Raw genomic sequence first — 18216 nt, 5'->3', positions numbered from 1 at the left:
GTCCCGCCCAGCCTCTCCACCAGCTCCCGGCGAATCCCCAGGCTTTCTCGGTACGCGCTCTCCGCTCCCGTCCAGTCGCCCTGCGCCTGCGCCACCTGGCCCACGTTGTCCAGCGAGATCGACACGTCCCGCAGCGCCTCCGGCGTCCCGCCCAGCCTCTTCACCAGCTCCCGGCGAATCCCCAGGCTTTCTCGGTACGCGCTCTCCGCCCCCGTCCAGTCGCCCTGCGCCTGCGCCACCTGGCCCACGTTGTCCAGCGAGATCGACACGTCCCGCAGTCGGACATGCTGCGGTCGGTCAGATTCAGCACGGAGACGCAAGCGCGACACGCTCAGCAGTTCTTGCGCCACCATGCCTGCCTGATCCAGGCGACCGTATCGCAGACAGACCTCCAGCGCCCGCCCACCATCCCACAGCGAGATATCCCAAAGCCGGGGATGATCGGCGCGCAGTTCGCTGGCGGAGAGTCCGTCGAAATTCAGGCGCCATTGATCGGACCAGTAGCCTAGCACCGCATCGATCTGCGGCTCGGCCTGCAACGACAGGGGGGCATCGATCACGGGATCGACCGATCGGTCAGCGCTGTCAGGCAAGACGGCCGCGGCCAGCTCGACCGACTGCAGCCGGACATGCCACAGGTCGGGCGCGAGATGGGCCATCTCGGCCGCGCCGCCTGCAGGCAACAGCAGGATCAGCGGGACATGGCGCTCGGCCTCCAGGATGCTGCGCCGCTCGTTCAGGCGGAGCAGCAGTTCACGCCGCTCGGCATCCCAGGACGCGAGGCCGGCACCGCGATGCACCTCCAGCCAGCAGGCCCCGGCATCGGCGGGCTGGGGAACACCGAACAAGGCCTTGAGCGACAGCTCGGCGAAGCGCTCTGGATGGGACGAACCGATGGCGATCAGGGGGCGCCCCTGGCGGCGCAGGTGCTCGCTCAGACGCGCCTTGAGGGCCTCGGCCAGCGCAGGCGTCGTGACGCTGTAGACCAGCAGTCCGAAGCCATGCAGCAGCCGCAGGCGGCGCTCGAGCTGGCGCCAGGCCTGCTGCGTGGCCGCCTCAAGCGACTGCAGAGCCGGACGGGGCGGAGACGCTGCCGGTGTCATCGGAAACAGGCGCGAACCGCTCGATCAGCGGCCACAGCAAGGGATTGAGATCCAGCCACTCGACTCCGTTGCGATAGTTCAGCACCGCACGGATGTCGAAGAAGCGCGCCACCGTCGGCCAGTCGCTGCGCCTGGGCAGATCCAGCGCGCTCACCGCGGCGATGGCATGCAGCAGCGCGTACTCGTCACGGGTGACCATGCTCTCGAACTCCACGCGGTGCCGGTCGATCACCGTGGTGATGATCGGATCGTCGGCCTGCAGCGGCAGACGATCCAGCGCGTAGTAGCCCTGGTCCATCGCGTCCAGCAGGAAGCGGCGCAGCAACTGGCGCAGATCGCCGCCGGAGCGCAGCGCCAGCAGGTCCAGGGCCTCCGGGCTGACCAGTTCGGCCCAGCGCGGAAAACGCCGGTCCAGCACCCGCCGCATGACCTGCAAGCCCTGCTCGCGCGGCTGACGTCTGGCCTTGGCAGGCGGCTCGCACACCCTGACCGATGCCAGCATGGACAGGCTGACGTACTGCCCGACATTCGTCAGATAGGGCAGATACGGCGGCACCGCATAGACCACCTGTAGCTCGGGCAGGCGCAGATGCTCGCGGTCGGCATCGAACAGCTTGACGACGCGGTTGAACATGTCCGCAGCCGCGCTGTCCCCGACGCCGCGCAGCCGCTCGAGCGAGTCGACCAGCAGCACCACCTTGTCGACCTGGAAGCGCTGCCGCACGGCCACGGCCATCTCGCGGATGTACTCGCGGCACTGCGCCAGCGTGCGCTCCTCGCGGGCCAGATCGAAGTCGCGGATGTGCTGCAGGATGCTCTGCTGCTGCCGCTTGAACTCCATCTTGGCGCCGCCCAGCGTCAGGCTGGTGATCTGGACATCCGACTGCAGCCACTGCCCGAAACGGCTGGCCACCGACTCGCGGCGGAAGTCCGCACCGAAGGCGTCACCCGCGCTCAGCCGATCGGCAAAAGCCAGCGCGGTCACCAGCAGCAGGTCGATCGTGCGGATCGGATGGCTCTCGCCGATGTACTCCAGCACGTCGACGATGAAGGCCTTCGTGCGCGACAGGCCGTTGAGCTCGACCGCCAGCCGGCGCAGCTCCGTGCTCTTGCCGGTGCCGCGCTGGCCGCTGAAGTAGTAGAGCTGCGAGCCGGTGGTGCGGCGGATCGATCGTGCCAGGGTGAGGACGACATCCTCGGCCCCGGTTCCGTGAAGCCCCGGCACATAGCGCGGGTCGGTGGCATCGAGCGCACCGGGATCGTTCTGCAGGACGGTGGCCAGCTCGTCCAGCAGCACCTCACGGGAATCGATCGTCACGGCCGCATCCCGCTCAGGCCAGCTCTTCCTTGCGCAGCGACACGATCGGCGCCAGCACCGTCGGCAGCGCCTGCATCTGCGCCAGCGCGTCGCGCATCGCGCCTTCCTGGGTCTCGTGCGTCAGGATGATGACGTCGGTCTGGTGCTCGCCCTCGTTGGACTCGCGCTGCAGCACCGCGTCGATCGAGATGTCGGAGGCCGCCAGGATCGCGGTGATCGCCGAGAGCACGCCCTTCTGGTCAGCCACGCGCAGGCGCAGGTAGAAGGCGGTGCGGATCTCGCTGATCGGCAGCACCGGCGTGTCGCGCAGCTCGTCGGCCTGGAAGGCCAGGTGCGGCACGCGGTGGTCGGGGTCGGCGGTGTGCAGGCGGGTGATGTCGACCAGGTCGGCGATCACCGCCGAGGCGGTCGGCTCGGAGCCGGCGCCCTTGCCGTAGTACAGCGTCGTGCCCACGGCGTCGCCCTGCACCATCACGGCGTTCATCGCGCCCTCGACATTGGCGATCAGGCGCTTGGCCGGCACCAGCGTCGGGTGCACGCGCAGCTCGATGCCGCCGACGTCGTCGCGGCGCTTGGCGATGCCCAGCAGCTTGATGCGGTAGCCGAGCTGCTCGGCGTAGCGGATGTCGGCCGCGGCCAGCTTCGTGATGCCCTCGACATGCGCCTTGTCGAACTGCACCGGAATGCCGAAGGCCAGCGCGCTCATCAGCGTGGCCTTGTGCGCGGCGTCGACGCCCTCGATGTCGAAGGTCGGGTCGGCCTCGGCGTAGCCCAGGCGCTGCGCTTCCTTGAGCACGACGTCGAAGTCCAGGCCCTTGTCGCGCATCTCCGACAGGATGAAGTTGGTCGTGCCGTTGATGATGCCGGCGACCCACTGCACCTGGTTGGCGGTCAGGCCCTCGCGCAGCGCCTTGATGATCGGGATGCCCCCGGCCACCGCCGCCTCGAAGGCCACCATCACGCCCTTGGCGCTGGCCGCGGCGAAGATCTCGGTGCCGTGCACCGCCAGCAGCGCCTTGTTGGCGGTGACGACATGCTTGCCGGCGCTGATGGCTTCGAGCACCAGCGCGCGGGCGATGCCATAGCCGCCGATCAGCTCGATGACGATGTCGATCTCGGGATTGGCGATGATCTCGCGCGCATCGGCCACGACGCGGGCGCGGTCGCCGACGATCTCACGGGCGCGCTCGACGTTCAGGTCCGCCACCATCGTGATCTCGATGCCGCGGCCCGCACGGCGGCGGATCTCTTCCTGGTTGCGAGTGAGCACGTTGAAGGTGCCGCTACCGACAGTACCGATGCCCAGCAGGCCGACTTGGATGGGTTTCATGCGAACGGGTGGCGCTTGTGACTGCGCCGTCTCTTGGGTGAGAAACTGCACCGGAGTTCCGTCGGTGCAGGCGAGAGAAGCGAGAGAGAACCTGGGAGGTGGAGCCCGCGCCGGCTCAGGCGCCGTGGCGCCGGCGATAGCCGTCGAGGAAGCGCGCGATGCGCCCGATCGCGTCGGTCAGGTCGTCGGAGTTCGGCAGGAAGACGAGGCGGAAATGGTCCGGCGTGGCCCAGTTGAAGCCGGTGCCCTGCACGATCAGCACCTTCTCCTCGGCCAGCAGCTCGTAGGCGAACTGCTGGTCGTCCTGGATCGGGTACATCTTCGGGTCCAGGCGCGGGAACATGTAGAGCGCCGCCTTGGGCTTGACGCAGGATACGCCGGGAATCTCGGAGAGCAGCCGGTGCGCCAGGTCGCGCTGGCGGCACAGGCGGCCGCCCGGCGCCACCAGGTCCTTGATGCTCTGGTAGCCGCCCAGGGCCGTCTGGATGGCCAGCTGGCCCGGCGTGTTGGCGCACAGCCGCATCGATGCCAGCATGTTCAGGCCCTCGATGTAGTCGCGCGCATGGCGCTTGTCGCCCGACACCACCATCCAGCCGGCGCGGTAGCCGCAGGAGCGGTAGTTCTTTGACAGGCCGTTGAAGGTCAGGATCAGCACGTCGTCGGCCAGCGAGGCGATGCTGGTGTGGACATTGCCGTCGAACAGCGTCTTGTCGTAGATCTCGTCGGCGAAGACGATCAGCTGATGCTGGCGGGCGATCTCGATCAGTTCCTGGAGCACCGGCTCCGGATAGAGCGCGCCGGTCGGGTTGTTCGGGTTGATGATCACCAGCGCCTTGGTGCGCGGCGTGATCTTGGCGCGGATGTCGTCGAGGTCGGGCATCCACTCCGACGACTCGTCGCAGAGGTAGTGCACCGGGCGGCCGCCCGACAGCGCCACCACCGCGGTGTAGAGCGGATAGTCGGGCGAGGGGATCAGCACCTCGTCGCCGTCGTCGAGCAGCGCGTTCATCGCCATCGAGATCAGCTCGGAGGCGCCGTTGCCCAGGTAGACGTCATCGACGGTCACGCCGCGGATGCCCTTCTCCTGGGTGTAGTGCACGACCGACTTGCGCGGCGCGAACAGGCCCTTGGAGTCGGTGTAGCCGGCCGCGTGCGGCAGGTTGCGGATCATGTCCTGCACGATCTCGTCGGGCGGCTCCAGCCCGAACACCGCCAGGTTGCCGATGTTGAGCTTGATGATCTTGTGGCCCTCTTCCTCCATCTGGCGGGCCTTTTCCAGCACCGGGCCACGGATGTCGTAGCACACGTTGGCGAGCTTGCCGGACTTGGCGACGGTCTTGAGCACGGGGGAATCCTGTTCGCGGTGAGAGAGAAGGAACGCTGGAGACGGCGCAGGGGGGACAGCAGGGCGGCCATTGTCGGCCAAAGGCTAGAATTTAGCGCATCCCGCCCGCCCTGCCCTGCCGTGAAACTCCAGCCCGACCGACTCGACGGCGTCAACGCCATCTTCAGCACCGCCACCGACGCCGTCTCGGTCAACAACCAGACCGCGCTCGAGCAGTGGCGCAGCAGCGTCATCGTGCCCTGGCGCGGCGCGGTGCGCGCCTGGCCGCGCAGCCGCGTCGAGGACCTGCAGCGCGAGGACTTCGACGCGCTGCTGGCCCTCGAGCCGGAGCTGGTGATCTTCGGCAGCGGCCGCACGCTGCGCTTCGTGCATCCGTCGATCACCCGCGGCCTGATCGAGGCGCGCATCGGCATCGAGTGCATGGACACCGCCGCGGCCTGCCGCACCTACAACGTGCTGGTGAGCGAAGGCCGGCGCGCCGTGGCGGCGCTGCTCATCGGCTGAGCAGCGGCCGGGATCCCCCGCCCGGCCGAACCCGGGCGGCGCCGGCAGTGCCTCCAACTGGCAGTATAATGATGGGCTTATCCCCATCAGGGATCCACAAGACTACAGAACTTGCATGACGCCCGCTCTCAACAAACCTCTGCCGGAATTTGAAGCGAATGCAACCGGTGGCGTGAAGTTCACCCCCCAGGCCTTCCTCGGCAAGACGGTGGTGCTGTATTTCTACCCCAAGGACAGCACGCCCGGCTGCACCACGGAAGCGATGCAGTTCCGTGATCATCACAAGGATTTCACGAACGCGGGCGCGGTGGTGTTCGGCGTGTCGCGCGACAACATGGCCTCGCACGACAAGTTCAAGCAGAACCTCGAGCTGCCCTTCGAGCTGATCGCCGACACCGAGGAGAAGCTCTGCCACATGTTCGGCGTCGTGAAGAACAAGATCATGTACGGCAAGAAGGTCAAGGGCATCGAGCGCTCGACCTTCCTGATCGACTCCGAAGGCCTGCTGCGCACCGAATGGCGCGGCATCAAGGTCGCCGGCCATGTCGAGGACGTCCTGAAGGCCGTGCAGGAGCTGAAGAACCCCGCCTGAGCGCGAAAGCCGGCGCGTGCGCGGGCTTGGCGCCTGCAGCGTCCTGTGCATAATGGGTTCATGCGCGTAAGCCCTGAACCGCATTCCCCGATCGAGAAGCCGCCCAGCTTGCTGTGCGGCTTTTTCTTTTCACGTTGACGCTTTCGCTCATGCCTCTGCCCAAACCCCCTGCCAAGCGCGGCTCCGTCCTCGACCCTTCCGCCTTCGACGCCCAGTCGGCGCCGAAACCGTCACGACGCTCGCTGCCGAAGCCGGCCGCCGTCGAGGACAGCAGCGCGCTCGAACTCCAGCCCCCGCAGCAGCCGGTGGCCGCGCCTCCGATCACCCCCGCGGTCGCCCTTGCGGCGCCGGTCGAGGCCAAGGCGCCTGCGGCCGCGCCGGCCAGGCCGGCACGCACGCCCCGCACGAAGGCCGCGGTCGCCGCGGCGCCCGCGCCCGCGCCGGCTGCAGCGACCCGGCCGCGCCGCAGCCGCGCCAGCACCGGCGGCCCGGCCAAGCTCTTCGTTCTCGACACCAACGTGCTGATGCACGACCCGATGTCGCTGTTCCGCTTCGAGGAGCATGACGTCTACCTGCCGATGATCACGCTCGAGGAGCTCGACGGCCACAAGAAGGGCATGAGCGAGGTCTCGCGCAACGTGCGCCAGGTCAGCCGCGAGCTCGACGCGCTGGCCGCCAGCCAGGGCGAGGCCAAGGACTTCGACCCGGGCGCCGGCATCGCGCTGGCGCGCACCGGCCACCGCGAGGCCGGCGGCAAGCTGTTCTTCCAGACCACCTTCGTCGACTTCAAGCTGCCCGACGGCCTGCCGCAGGGCAAGGCCGACAACCAGATCCTGGGCGTGGTGCAGGCCCTGCGCGCCCAGCAGCCTGCGCGCGAGGTCGTGCTGGTGTCCAAGGACATCAACATGCGCATCAAGGCCCGCGCGCTGGGCCTGGCTGCCGAGGACTACCTCAACGACAAGACGCTGGAAGACGCCGACCTGCTCTACACCGGCGTGCTGCAGCTGCCGGGCGACTTCTGGGAGCGCCATGGCAAGACGATGGAGAGCTGGCAGCAGGGCGGCTCGACCTTCTACCGCATCAGCGGCCCGCTGGTACCGGCGCTGATGATCAACCAGTTCGTCTACCTGGAGAGCCCGGGCAACGCGCCGCTCTACGCCCGCGTCACCGAGATCACCGGCAAGACCGCCGTCATCCGCACGCTCAAGGACTTCACCCACGCGAAGAACGCCGTCTGGGGCGTGACCGCGCGCAACCGCGAGCAGAACTTCGCGCTGAACCTGCTGACCGACCCCGACTGCGACTTCATCACGCTGACCGGCACCGCCGGCACCGGCAAGACGCTGATGACGCTGGCCGCCGCGCTCAGCCAGGTGCTCGACGAGCGCCGCTACACCGAGATCATCGTCACCCGCGTGACGGTGCCGGTGGGCGAGGACATCGGCTTCCTGCCCGGCAACGAGGAGGAGAAGATGAGCCCGTGGATGGGCGCGCTCGACGACAACCTGGAAGTCCTGGCGCGCGGCGACACCAGCGCCGGCGAATGGGGCCGGGCCGCGACCAACGATCTCGTGCGCAGCAAGATCAAGATCAAGAGCCTGAACTTCATGCGCGGGCGCACCTTCCTGAACAAGATCGTCATCATCGACGAGGCGCAGAACCTGACGCCGAAGCAGATGAAGACGCTGATCACCCGCGCCGGCCCCGGCACGAAGATCATCTGCCTGGGCAACCTGGCGCAGATCGACACGCCCTACCTCACCGAGGGCTCGTCCGGCCTGACCTTCGCGGTCGACCGCTTCAAGGGCTGGCCGCACGCGGGCCACATCACGCTGGCGCGCGGCGAGCGCTCGCGCCTGGCGGACTTCGCCTCCGAGGTGCTCTGACGGGGTGGACCCCAGCGAACGCAGGGCCGCACCGTGCTGCCCGCCACCTGCCCAGGGTGCCGAAAGGCACCCTTTTTCATGACCGGACTGTCCATGGACCATCCGTGCATCGATCACGGAACAGCACCGGGACACCTCCGCAGACCGCAAGGAAAATCAGCAAATCTGCGACAATGGTACGTTCCTGTTCATCGCAGCATCCGACAGGAACACGACCCAGAGCAACAACATCAACACGGGCGTGATCCGGCTACGGGGGGGCTCCTAGGAGCGGCCGGGGCGGGAGGCGTCCGCATTCCCGTCGATTCATGACCGAAGAAGGCCGACCTTCCCCGGGCATCGAGGCGGCAAGGCAGGCCCTGGTGCGCGGCGACGTCGCGGCCGGGCTGAGCCATGCCTCCGATGCCCTGGCGCGCGCCAAGTCGAGCGGCGACCTGTCGATCCAGGCCCACGCCTTCGACCTGCTCGCACGCGCCGCCTTGCGCGATGCCCGCATGCCACCGCAGCAGGCGCTTGCGCATGCGCGGCAATCCGCCCACCTCTTCCATCTGGCCGGCGACGTGCGCAGCGAATCGATCGCGCTGTCGCAGGTCGCCTACCTGCTGACGCTGCAGGCCTACGCCGAGGAAGCCATCGAGAGCGCGACGCTGGCCGTGCAGCTCGCCGAGACGCTGCCCGATGGCGCACACACCGCGATCGCCTACAACTACCTCGGCGTGGCGACGCTGTGCCGCGACAGCGACTACGCCCGGCGCGCGCTGCTGCGCAGCGCCGAGCTGGCGCGCGTGCATGTCCATGCCGGCGCGGTCACGCAGCCGCTGATCAACCTGCTGTTCAACGAGCTGCACCGCCTCGAGATGTGCCGCCAGACCGGCCAGCCGGCCGGCGTCGGCGCGCAGGCGATCGAGACGCTGGAGCAGCTGCGCGAGCTGCAGCGCGACGGCGAACTGCGCGCGCTGGCCGCCGAGCATGACCACACGCTCGCGCCGCTGCTGCTGCAGGTCGTCGAGACCGGGCTGGGCGCCTTCCTGCCCGCGGGCAGCATTCCCGGCCTCGCCGACCTGAGCGAGCGGCCGATCGACAGCCTCGAGCCGCACTGGCTGCGCGCGCTGGCGGCCTGGCTGTTCGCGCGGCGGGCGCTCGAGGACGGCCGTCTGGAGCGCGCGCAGGCGCTGATCGACCACCTGCTCGGCGCGCCGGACCGGCTGCACCACACCCGCGTGCTGCTGATCGCCCACCACATGCAGGTCGACCTGCTCGAGCGCTGCGGCCGGCCGGTCGAGGCGCTGGCGGCCTTCCGGGCCTTCCGGCGCGAGCAGCTCGGCCAGGAATGCGAGAACATGGCCGCGCGCGAACGCATCGCCGCGCTGCGCCTGGCCTGGCGGCAGCAGTCGCGCGCGCTGGCCGACCTGCAGGTCAGCACGCGCCGCTTCGAGAAGCTCTCGCTGGAGGACTCGCTGACCGGCCTGGCCAACCGCCGCCATCTCGAGCATCAGGTCGACGCGATGCTGCGCCAGACCGAGGCGGAGGGCGACACGGCGCTGCCGTGGTGCCTGGTGATGATCGACATCGACCGCTTCAAGCAGATCAACGACCTGCACTCGCACGTCGTCGGCGACGAGGTGCTGCGCCGCATGGCGCAGCTGCTGCGCCATGTGCTGCGCCAGCGCGACCTCGCCGCGCGGCTGGCCGGCGACGAGTTCGTGCTGATCCTGCCCGACACCGACGAGCGCGGCGCCCGCCCGGTGGTCGAGCGGCTGCGCGGCGAGATCGCGCGCCACGACTGGGGCGCGATCTCCCCGGGGCTGCAGGTCACCGCGAGCCTCGGGCTGGCACAGGCCCGCACCGGCGACACCCAGGCCACGCTGATGCGCCGCAGCGACCTGCAGATGTACGCCGACAAGTCGCTGCGCCGGGACGACGCCTGAGCCGCCCGCGCGGCACTCCTCAGTGGTCGTCCGCCCAGGCCAGCAGCGCGTCGCGGCGCTGCACCACCAGGTCGACGACGCGGCCCACCGGCAGCGTCACCTTGGTCGGCACATGGCCGAAGGGCAGCCCGGTCAGCACCGGCACCGGGCAGACCGAGCGCAGGTGCGCCACCATCGTCCTGAGCGTGTAGCCGCGGTCCAGCGGCGACTTGCGCCAGCCGCCGAAGTCGCCCAGCACCACCGCCTTCTGCGCCGCCAGCACCCCGGCCTGGTGCAGCTGCAGCAGCATGCGCTCGACACGGTACGGGTGCTCGTTGATGTCCTCGACGAAGAGGATGCCGCCCTCGATGCGCGGCCAGTGCGGCGTGCCCAGCAGCGAGCACAGCACCGTCAGGTTGCCCCCCCACAGCACGCCCTCGGCCTCCAGACCGTCGAAGCCGGCCTCGGTGCGGAAGCCCACCGCCTCGAGCTCGCCACTCATCGCCTCGATGAAGCAGTCGGGCGTCAGGTCGTCCAGGCCGCCGGGGCCGTCGCCGTCGGTGCGGCCGAAGTCCTCGATGCCCAGCGGGCCGTGCCAGCTGCTGCGCCCGGTGTGCGCCAGCAGCGCCAGCTGCAGCGCGGTCTGGTCGCTGTAGCCGACCCAGCGGGTGCCGCGGTCGACCGCCGCGGCCAGCCGGTCCCACTCGATGCGGTCGAGCAGCCGGGTCAGCCCGTAGCCGCCGCGGGTGGCCAGCGCGATCGAGGGCGCGGCGTCGGCGACGCGGTGCAGCGCCGCCAGCCGGGTGTCGTCGTCGCCGGCGAAGCGCTGGAACTTCGCGGTCGCGCTGGCGTCGACCGTCACCGCGAAGCCCAGCCGCTCCAGGCGGGTGGCGGCGCGGCGCAGGTCGGGCGCGCGCATCACGACGCCGGACGGGCTGTAGAGGGTCAGCGTCGGTCGGGCCGCGCTGGCGGGTTCGGTCATCATGGCTTGAATCCCAGGTCGGAGAGATCGTTCGAGAGCGCGCCGAGCTGCACCGGATCGAGCTCGCTCACCTCGCCGGCCGGAATGGCCGGCAGGTCGGCCGCGCCCGCCTGCAGGCCGGCGAGCGCCTCGCGCTCGCGCTGGCGCTGCGCCTTCTGCTCGGCGCGGCGCCGGGCGAAGAACTCGCGCAGCAGGTCGCCGCAGGGCCCGGCCAGCAGGCCGCCCTGCACCGTGGTGTGGTGGTTGAGCTGCGGCTGCGCGAACAGGTCGACCACCGAGCCGGCCGAGCCGGTCTTGGGGTCCGGCGCGCCGAAGACCACGCGCCTGAAGCGCGCATGCATCAGCGCCATCGCGCACATCGCGCAGGGCTCCAGCGTCACGAACAGCTCGCAGTCGGGCAGGCGGTAGTTCTCGAGCAGCTCGGCGGCATGGCGCAGCGCCACCATCTCGGCATGCGCCGTCGGGTCGTGGGTGGTGATCGGGCGGTTGTAGCCGGTGGCGATGACCTGGCCGTCGCGCAGGATCACCGCGCCGACCGGCACCTCGCCGACCAGCGCGGCATTGAGCGCCTGGTCGAGCGCCAGGCGCATCGCGCGCTCGTCGGCGGGCGTGAAAAGGGAATCGGACATGCGCCGATGATACGGACCCGGACGCGACCGGCGCGGCCGGCCGCTCAGGCCAGGCCCGACTCGACCCGGTTGCGCCCGCCCTGCTTGGCGCGGTAGAGCGCCCGGTCGGCACGATCGAGCAGGGCCTCGAAGGGCTCGTCATGCCCGCAGGCCCAGCCGATCGACAGCGTCACGCCGATCAGGCTCTGGCCCTCGCCGAGCGGCAGCCGCAGCAGCTCGGCCTCGACGCGCAGCTGCTCGGCCAGCGCGCGCATGCGCGCCGCGCCCCGGTAGGGCAGCAGCAGCAGGAACTCCTCGCCGCCATAGCGGCAGACCACCTCGGCCTCGCCGCCGTGGCGCTGCTCGAGCAGCCGGGCCACCGCCTGCAGCACCGCGTCGCCCGCCGCATGGCCGTGGCTGTCGTTGACGCGCTTGAAGTGGTCGATGTCGATCAGCATCACGCCCAGCGGCGGCGCGGCCGGCCGTCCGGACTGGCGCGCGCCCAGATGCTCGACCAGGAAGCGCCGGTTGTGCAGGCCGGTGAGCGGATCGCGCCGCGCCTGCTCGGCCAGCCGCACCTGCAGCAGCGCGATCTCGTCGAGCCGGCGCTGCAGGTCCTGCTCGCGCTCGCGCAGCTGGCCGCGGGTGCGGTGCAGCTGCAGCGAGCGCTGGTAGGCGCCCCAGGCGAAGCCGAGCAGATAGACCTCCATCGTGAACAGCGCCAGCAGCGTCGCGGTCCGGTCGGTCTGCAGCACCGGCTCGATGCCCAGGCCGAAGCCGGTCGCCAGCGCCCCGACCAGATAGAGCGCGCCGGCCTGCAGCGCACCGGGCGGCCCGCGGAAGGCCATCAGGTTGACCGTGGTGCAGACCAGCGTCAGCCCGGAGATCCACAGCGGATGGCCGAGCCAGCCCGACCACAGGCCGAACATCAGCGCGTCGAGCAGCATGTGCCCGACCTCGGTCTCGCGCGGATTCGCGGCGCGGCAGGCGCGCCAGTACATCATCTGCGGCAGCACCAGCAGGTGCAGCGTCAGCAGCGTCCAGGCCAGCGGCCCCGAGGCCGCATGCCAGCGCATCTGCGCCGCCATGACCAGCCACAGCAGCGCGAAGCCCAGCGTGCGGTTGCGGCGGTTCATCGCCACCAGCCAGTGCACCCGCGGCAACGGCGACGGACCGCCCGGGGCGGCAGAATCGGCTTGGGATGCGGACATGGGTGGGTACAGCTGGGGTTCTTTCATTTTCGCACTGAAACCCGGGCTGCGAAACTTGACCGTTGCCATGTCGGGCGCAATGGTGCCGTGACCTATGCAACGATCCGGGAATGCCCTCACCCCTGCCCTCGCCCGAATCGCTCCAGGACACGCTGTTCGCCCCCCTGCCGCTCGTCGAGCCGGCCCGGCTGGAGGCCGGCACGCAGGCCCTGGCCGCACGCCTGCCCGCCAGCCTGCGCCTGGGCACCTCGTCCTGGAGCTTTCCCGGCTGGACCGGCCTGGTCTGGGCCGGTCGGCATGACGAGGCGACGCTGGCCCGCGAAGGCCTGGCCGCCTACGCGCGCCACCCGCTGCTGCGCACCGTCAGCCTCGACCGCAGCTACTACCGGCCGATGACGGCGGCGCAGTTCGCCGCGCTGGCCGCGCAGGTGCCCGAGGACTTCCGCTTCGTCGTCAAGGCCCCCGCGCTGATCAGCGACGGCGCGCAGCGCGACGCCGGCGGCCGGCCGGTCGGGCTCAATCCCGGCTTTCTCGACCCGGCGCTGACCACCGAACAGTTCGTGCAGCCGGTGCTCGAGGGCCTGGGCACACGAGCCGGCGCGCTGGTGATCGAGATCGGGCCGCTGCCCGGCGCGCTGAAGGCCGACCTGCCGGCGCTGCTGCGGCGGCTGGCGCATCTGCTCGAGTCGCTGCCGGCGCTGGCGCCGCGAGCCCCGGAGGCGGTGATCGCCGTCGAGGTGCGCGACCCGGAATGGCTCGTTCCCGCCTTCCGCGACGTGCTGAAGGCCGCCGGCGCGCGCTACTGCCTGGGCCTGCACCCGCGGCTGCCGCCGATCGAGGCGCAGCTGCCGCTGCTGCGGGCGATGTGGCCCGGCGCCTTCGTCTGCCGCTGGAACCTGAACCGGCGCCACGGCGCGCACGGCTACGAGGCCGCCAAGGCCGGCTACGCGCCCTTCGACCGGCTGGTCGATCCCGATCCGTCCACCCGCGAGGCGCTGGCGCGCATCATGCGCGGCACCGCCGCGGCCGGGCACCCGGTGCTGGTCACCGTCAACAACAAGGCCGAGGGCTCGGCGCCCTGCTCGGTGGTCGAGCTGGCACGGGCGGTCGCGCCGGCCTGAGCGCCGGCCTCAGGCGAACGCCCGCAGCCATGCGCCCAAGCTGGCCGGATCGCGGCAGTAGCCCAGATCGCGCTCCAGTGCGGTCGCGCGGGCGCGCAGCTCGCGGATCTCGGTGCCGAGCAGCGTCTCGATCAGCTGCGGCGTGATGGTGTCGGCGCGCGCGGGCAGGTCCGGGCGCATCACCGCGAAGCGGCGCACCATCTCGTCGATCTCCGCCTGCAGACGCTCGCGCTGCGCGGCCAGCACCGCGATCAGGTCGCGCAGCCGCGCCTCCTCGTCGCCCCCGGCGGCCGAGGCAGCGGCCGCCACCACCGGCGCGGCGACCGGCTCGGGCAGGTGAAGGCGCTGCAGCTCCAGCAGCGCCAGCAGGTCGCCGGCGGCGTAGGCCTGGTTGGCCTGCTGCATCAGCGCGGTCTTGCGCGCGCGCACGGCCTCGTCGGGCTCGCGGTCCGGGTGCAGCCGGCTGGCCAGACGGCGGTAGACCTCGCGCAGCGAGGCCGCACCGGCGCTGGCGGTGCGCCCGCCGTGGCGCTCGCGGCGCTCGCGCTCGGCCTGCGCCTTGCGGCCCTGCTTGGCGGCCTGGCGGCTGGCCTCGGCCTGGGCGCGGCGGCGCGCGGCCTCGCGCTCCCAGGGCTCCAGGCCGTCGTCGGGATCCTCGGCCGGGGCGGCGGCCTGCTCGGCGTCCGGCTCGTCCTCGGCGTCCTCGGCGGGCAGATCGTCCTGATGGCGCGCGCGCAGCGCCAGCATCTCGGCGTCGTCCGGCCGCTCGGCCAGCACCGCCGCGGCCAGCGACAGCATCCACTGGCCGGCCTTCAGCCGCGCTGCGCGGCCGATCGGCTTGCCGGGCGGCGGATCGAGGAACAGCGCGCCCTCCATGCGCAGCGCCAGCTCGCGCAGCCGCTCGCACCAGCGCTTCAGCTCCGGCTGCAGCTCGCGCGCGACCCGCTCGTGATAGCGGCTCTCGCACTGCTGCCACTGCTGCAGCCGCTCGCGCAGCTGCTCGATCTCGCGCATCAGGCGGTCGTGGCGCTGCTGCGCCTCGCTGGCGCGGCGCGCGGGAACGGCGCCGGCCTCCTGCGCGGGCGAAGGGTCGTCGGCGGGCAGCGTCGCCGGCAGGGCCGGGTTCGGACAATCAGGACTCATGGGCGGCATTGTGCCGGCCCCCGAGCGCGGCCCGCCCGTCAGCTCACCAGCCGACCTTGCCGCGCCCGGCCTTGACCTCGCCGCGCTGCGACTTGGCCTCGAGCCGGCGGCGCTGCGAGCCGCGCGTCGGCTTCGTCGCCTTGCGCGGCGGCAGCACCCGCGCGGCCTCGGCCACCAGCGCCTGCAGCCGCGCGACCGCCTCCAGCTTGTTCTGCTCCAGGCTGCGCGAGGCCTGCGCCTTGATGACGATGACGCCATCGCGGCTGACGCGCTGGTCGGGCGACTGCAGCAGCCGCTCCTTGACCGCCTCCGGCAGCGAGGAGGCCCGGATGTCGAAGCGCAGATGCACCGCGCACGACACCTTGTTGACGTTCTGCCCGCCCGGCCCCTGGGCGCGGATCGCGGTGAAGTGCAGCTCGTGCGGGAAGATCATGGCGTGGGCAGGTCATGGCAGCGGCTGCCAGTCTAGCGGCCCGCTCCGGCCTCAGCCTGCCTGTCCGGGAAATGCGCCGCTCAGGCGCCGACCTGCCGCGCGGTGTGGTCGAGGCAGCGCGCGATGTCCTCCGGGTCGAGCTGCTCGCCTTCGCGCGCGGTCAGCTCGACGGACACGCTGCCCTCGCCAGCCTGCACCTCGATGGCCTGGAGCTTGCCGTACTGCGCCGACGGGCACGAGCAGGTGCCGGCGGCGCACTGGCCGAACGCCTCGAGCAGCACCGCCTGCCGGTCGGCGCCGACCGTCGCGGTGATGTGCAGGCCCGAGGGCGTCGTCTCGATCACATGCTTCATGGTGGAGCCTCACTGACCTTGGGGTCGTCCGGATCATTGTGCCCACGGGGGTATGCGGTCGCCGTGATCTCGCGCAAGACACCAGGCGCGACGCCTGGCCGCACGCCCCGGTCAATCCATCGGGCTGAAGCGCAGCACGCGCTGCCCCTGGTGCTCCACCGTCTCGAGGAACATCGCGAACGGCCGCACCCAGTCGCCGACATCGCGGCCCAGCGGCCGGTAGAGCACCATCGGCTCGAGGGACTCGCTGTGGCGCACCACGCCGAGCACCTGGTACTCGCCGCCCTTGTAGTGGCGATAGCGGCCGGTGCGGATCGTCGGCAGCGGGGAGAGATCGTCGTCGTTCGTCATGGCGCGCATGGTGCGGCGGGCGGGCGCGGGGCGCAAGTCCGGCGGGGCCTGGCGGGCCGCGGGGGCCGCGGGTCTTCGTTCAGGGTGCCGGGGGGAACTGCGCCCGGCCCTTCACGGTGGCATTCGCCTGGAAGGGGATGGCCTCGTCGACGAGCTGGTGCCCGAAAAGGTCGGTGACGCGGAAGCGGTAATGACCCGGCCCCTGCTTCGGCAGCGCCATCTCGAAGTAGTTGTAGTCCTTGCGCGGCACCTCGACCCACTGGCCGCCGGCGTCGTATTCCAGCCGCACCAGCGGGTTGCGGTGGTTGCGCACCTGCACCGCCAGCCAGTAGGGGTTGCTCTCGCGCTTGAAGTGATACGCGATCGGCCCCGACAGCGCCGGGCTGACGAGCTGCCAGTGGATCGGCACGATGCCGGTCACCAGATCGGCGATCTGCGCGAAGGCCTCGCGGCTCAGGTCGAGGTGGCCGGCCGGGCATTCCGGGCAGCGGTTGACGATGCGCACCACGACGCTGCCCTTCGGCCCGTCGACCCGCACCGAGGCGCCGCACCAGTCGGCCTGGCCGTACTGCACCGCGTTCATCGCCGCGATCAGGCGCTCGCGCGGGTCGGGATCGAAGCTGCAGTTCGCCGGGCCGGTGGCGTCGTAGTGGGTGGCGACGCCCTGCTGCGGCTCGGGCGTGGCCTGGGCGCGGGACTGCAGGGGCGAGAGCAGCAGGGGCAGGCAGAGCGCGATCCGGGCCAGCGAAGGAAGACGCCGCGCGCGTCTTTTGTCAGAGGGTGCGAGGCAGAACGCCGCAGCGAAGAAGCGATGATGAGAAGACGCTAACATGTGTATGTTTCTCAAAAAAGGTACACATCATGCGCACAAACATTGAGATTGACGACAAGTTGATGAGCGATGTGCTTCGCTTGACCGGCCTGAAGACCAAGAAGGAGGCAGTTGAGCTTGGTTTGCGCACGCTGTTGAGACTGCGCCAGCAAGAAGAGTTGCGGCGCTTCCGCGGCAAGCTGCAGTGGGAAGGTGACCTGAACGCCATGAGGACCGACAAGTGATTGTTGTGGACTCCAGCGTCTGGATCGATTTCTTCCGTGGGGTGGTGACGCCACAGACCGAGCGACTCGATTCGCTGTTGAGTATCGAACCACTTGCGGTTGGGGATTTGATCCTTGCCGAAGTGCTGCAGGGCTTCAGCACTGAGAAAGACTTCAACCAAGCCAGAAGGCTGATGGCATCGCTGGATGTGATCACGCTGGGCGGGCAAGAGATCGCGCTGCAGGCTGCGCGGAACTACCGCGCACTGAGAGCGCAAGGCGTGACGATACGCAAAACCATTGACACGATCATCGCGACACGGTGCATCGAGGACGACCTGCCTTTGCTTTACAGCGACCGGGATTTTGATCCGTTCGTTGAGCATCTGGGTTTGCGTTCCGCAATGGTGGAAAACTGAGCGCCTAACGCCAAATTAACCCGAGGTCCCGCCGAAGGCGGGGCCGTCGGGTTTAATGCCTTGTTGGGCGTTGACGCGAGCGGAATTTCCTCTGCATTGACTAGCCTTGATAGCACGCAGCGTTTGCGGACCAATTAGTCCGTCGGCGGTGATTTTGACATTGAGCTGAAATCTCCGAACAGCTTCTCTCAGGTGCAGATTCGCTGGCTCGCCGTCTATAGGGCCTCGATAGAACCCACCTTCGCTAAGCCACTGCTGGACTTGGCGTACCACTTTCCTGCGCAATAGGAGCGACGTCAGCCATTCGTCGGCCAATTCACTAGAGCTGGTCAGAAGCTCACGCGCGACGTTCTCGATGCTTTGGACTATAGAAACATACGCAGAGTCTCGGTCCTGCCAAGTACTGATTGGTGTACCCTCACTTGGTAGCGATTGGAGTTTTCCGAATGGCAGGCCCTGCCAGTGACATGGTCGCGCAATGGCTCTGTTGCACAAAGCGAGCGTCCGAGCGCTCGTAGACTGACGCGGTGAGCGAAGCCAAGAAGAAGCGGACGAAGTACCGCACGACGAACTGG

20 protein-coding genes are annotated in these 18216 nt (G+C 69.9%); 7 read left to right on the top strand and 13 right to left on the bottom strand.

Going from position 1 to position 18216, the window contains the following annotated elements; all coding sequences use genetic code 11:
- From HNQ01_RS08245 to HNQ01_RS08230, 4 genes are all read right to left on the bottom strand, one after another.
- Positions 1–1103, bottom strand: a 1103-nt coding sequence (locus HNQ01_RS08245) for a tetratricopeptide repeat protein (RefSeq protein WP_173804900.1), incomplete at its 3' end; no start/stop codon positions are given.
- Positions 1057–2421 carry a hypothetical protein gene (locus HNQ01_RS08240; protein WP_173804899.1) on the bottom strand — a complete coding sequence of 455 codons (1365 nt, stop codon included), beginning with the start codon at positions 2419–2421 and terminating at the stop codon, positions 1057–1059. The genes HNQ01_RS08240 and HNQ01_RS08245, both read right to left, overlap by 47 nt.
- Before the next feature lie 13 nt (positions 2422–2434).
- Positions 2435–3751, bottom strand: a complete 1317-nt coding sequence (locus tag HNQ01_RS08235; RefSeq protein ID WP_173804898.1) for a homoserine dehydrogenase — start codon at positions 3749–3751, stop codon at positions 2435–2437.
- A 115-nt stretch (positions 3752–3866) separates the two neighbouring features.
- Positions 3867–5096: a pyridoxal phosphate-dependent aminotransferase gene (locus HNQ01_RS08230; protein WP_173804897.1), complete on the bottom strand. Its 1230-nt coding sequence runs from the start codon at positions 5094–5096 to the stop codon at positions 3867–3869.
- A gap of 120 nt (positions 5097–5216) precedes the next feature.
- On the opposite strand from HNQ01_RS08230, the gene HNQ01_RS08225 reads away from it, so the two are divergent.
- From HNQ01_RS08225 to HNQ01_RS08210, 4 genes are all read left to right on the top strand, one after another.
- Positions 5217–5600 carry an Mth938-like domain-containing protein gene (locus HNQ01_RS08225; protein WP_173804896.1) on the top strand — a complete coding sequence of 128 codons (384 nt, stop codon included), beginning with the start codon at positions 5217–5219 and terminating at the stop codon, positions 5598–5600.
- A 115-nt stretch (positions 5601–5715) separates the two neighbouring features.
- Positions 5716–6192, top strand: a complete 477-nt coding sequence (locus HNQ01_RS08220; protein WP_173804895.1) for a peroxiredoxin — start codon at positions 5716–5718, stop codon at positions 6190–6192.
- Between the two features lie 149 nt (positions 6193–6341).
- On the top strand, positions 6342–8078 hold the full coding sequence (locus HNQ01_RS08215) for a PhoH family protein (protein ID WP_173804894.1): 1737 nt from the start codon (positions 6342–6344) through the stop codon (positions 8076–8078).
- 308 nt (positions 8079–8386) lie between these two features.
- The gene (locus HNQ01_RS08210) at positions 8387–10006 is read left to right on the top strand and encodes a GGDEF domain-containing protein (RefSeq protein ID WP_173804893.1); all 1620 of its coding nucleotides are present in this window, start codon (positions 8387–8389) and stop codon (positions 10004–10006) included.
- Between the two features lie 19 nt (positions 10007–10025).
- On the opposite strand, the gene HNQ01_RS08205 is transcribed toward HNQ01_RS08210, so the two are convergent.
- The 3 genes from HNQ01_RS08205 to HNQ01_RS08195 are packed head-to-tail and all read right to left on the bottom strand — an operon-like array spanning position 10026 to position 12786.
- Complete coding sequence (locus tag HNQ01_RS08205; RefSeq protein ID WP_434801490.1) at positions 10026–10970, bottom strand: LD-carboxypeptidase; 945 nt, start codon at positions 10968–10970, stop codon at positions 10026–10028.
- Positions 10967–11596 (bottom strand): tRNA adenosine(34) deaminase TadA, encoded by a 630-nt coding sequence (gene tadA, locus HNQ01_RS08200; protein WP_173804892.1) that lies wholly within the window; start codon positions 11594–11596, stop codon positions 10967–10969. Before tadA ends, HNQ01_RS08205 begins: the two co-directional genes overlap by 4 nt.
- A 44-nt stretch (positions 11597–11640) precedes the next feature.
- Positions 11641–12786, bottom strand: a complete 1146-nt coding sequence (locus HNQ01_RS08195) for a GGDEF domain-containing protein (protein ID WP_173804891.1) — start codon at positions 12784–12786, stop codon at positions 11641–11643.
- A 110-nt stretch (positions 12787–12896) separates the two neighbouring features.
- Between HNQ01_RS08195 and HNQ01_RS08190 the strand changes: the two genes are divergently transcribed.
- Entirely contained in the window at positions 12897–13907 is a 1011-nt protein-coding gene (locus HNQ01_RS08190; RefSeq protein ID WP_173804890.1) for a DUF72 domain-containing protein, read from the top strand.
- Positions 13908–13916: 9 nt separating this feature from the next.
- Here the strand turns inward: HNQ01_RS08190 and HNQ01_RS08185 are convergent, their stop codons facing one another.
- From HNQ01_RS08185 to HNQ01_RS08165, 5 genes are all read right to left on the bottom strand, one after another.
- A complete protein-coding gene (locus tag HNQ01_RS08185; protein ID WP_173804889.1) occupies positions 13917–15050 on the bottom strand; it encodes a J domain-containing protein in 1134 nt (377 codons plus the stop codon).
- Between the two features lie 43 nt (positions 15051–15093).
- Positions 15094–15483 (bottom strand): alternative ribosome rescue aminoacyl-tRNA hydrolase ArfB, encoded by a 390-nt coding sequence (gene arfB, locus HNQ01_RS08180; RefSeq protein ID WP_173804888.1) that lies wholly within the window; start codon positions 15481–15483, stop codon positions 15094–15096.
- 80 nt (positions 15484–15563) lie between these two features.
- Positions 15564–15836 carry a hypothetical protein gene (locus HNQ01_RS08175; RefSeq protein WP_173804887.1) on the bottom strand — a complete coding sequence of 91 codons (273 nt, stop codon included), beginning with the start codon at positions 15834–15836 and terminating at the stop codon, positions 15564–15566.
- Between the two features lie 111 nt (positions 15837–15947).
- Positions 15948–16187, bottom strand: coding sequence for a DUF1653 domain-containing protein (locus tag HNQ01_RS08170; RefSeq protein WP_173805076.1), 240 nt, complete (start codon positions 16185–16187; stop codon positions 15948–15950).
- A 79-nt stretch (positions 16188–16266) separates the two neighbouring features.
- Positions 16267–17019 carry an expansin EXLX1 family cellulose-binding protein gene (locus HNQ01_RS08165; protein ID WP_173804886.1) on the bottom strand — a complete coding sequence of 251 codons (753 nt, stop codon included), beginning with the start codon at positions 17017–17019 and terminating at the stop codon, positions 16267–16269.
- 29 nt (positions 17020–17048) lie between these two features.
- Between HNQ01_RS08165 and HNQ01_RS08160 the strand changes: the two genes are divergently transcribed.
- Together HNQ01_RS08160 and vapC are read left to right on the top strand one after the other, a co-directional pair.
- A complete protein-coding gene (locus tag HNQ01_RS08160; protein ID WP_173804885.1) occupies positions 17049–17243 on the top strand; it encodes a type II toxin-antitoxin system VapB family antitoxin in 195 nt (64 codons plus the stop codon).
- Positions 17240–17641 (top strand): type II toxin-antitoxin system VapC family toxin, encoded by a 402-nt coding sequence (gene vapC / locus HNQ01_RS08155; protein WP_173804884.1) that lies wholly within the window; start codon positions 17240–17242, stop codon positions 17639–17641. Before HNQ01_RS08160 ends, vapC begins: the two co-directional genes overlap by 4 nt.
- A gap of 15 nt (positions 17642–17656) precedes the next feature.
- Here the strand turns inward: vapC and HNQ01_RS22570 are convergent, their stop codons facing one another.
- On the bottom strand, positions 17657–17914 hold the full coding sequence (locus HNQ01_RS22570; RefSeq protein ID WP_353621673.1) for a peptidoglycan-binding domain-containing protein: 258 nt from the start codon (positions 17912–17914) through the stop codon (positions 17657–17659).
- Between the last annotated feature and the right edge of the window lie 302 nt (positions 17915–18216).

The organism is Sphaerotilus uruguayifluvii (assembly GCF_013294065.1).
In the GTDB taxonomy this organism is placed as follows: domain Bacteria; phylum Pseudomonadota; class Gammaproteobacteria; order Burkholderiales; family Burkholderiaceae_C; genus Sphaerotilus; species Sphaerotilus uruguayifluvii.
This window is presented reverse-complemented; position numbering and strand designations above follow the sequence as displayed.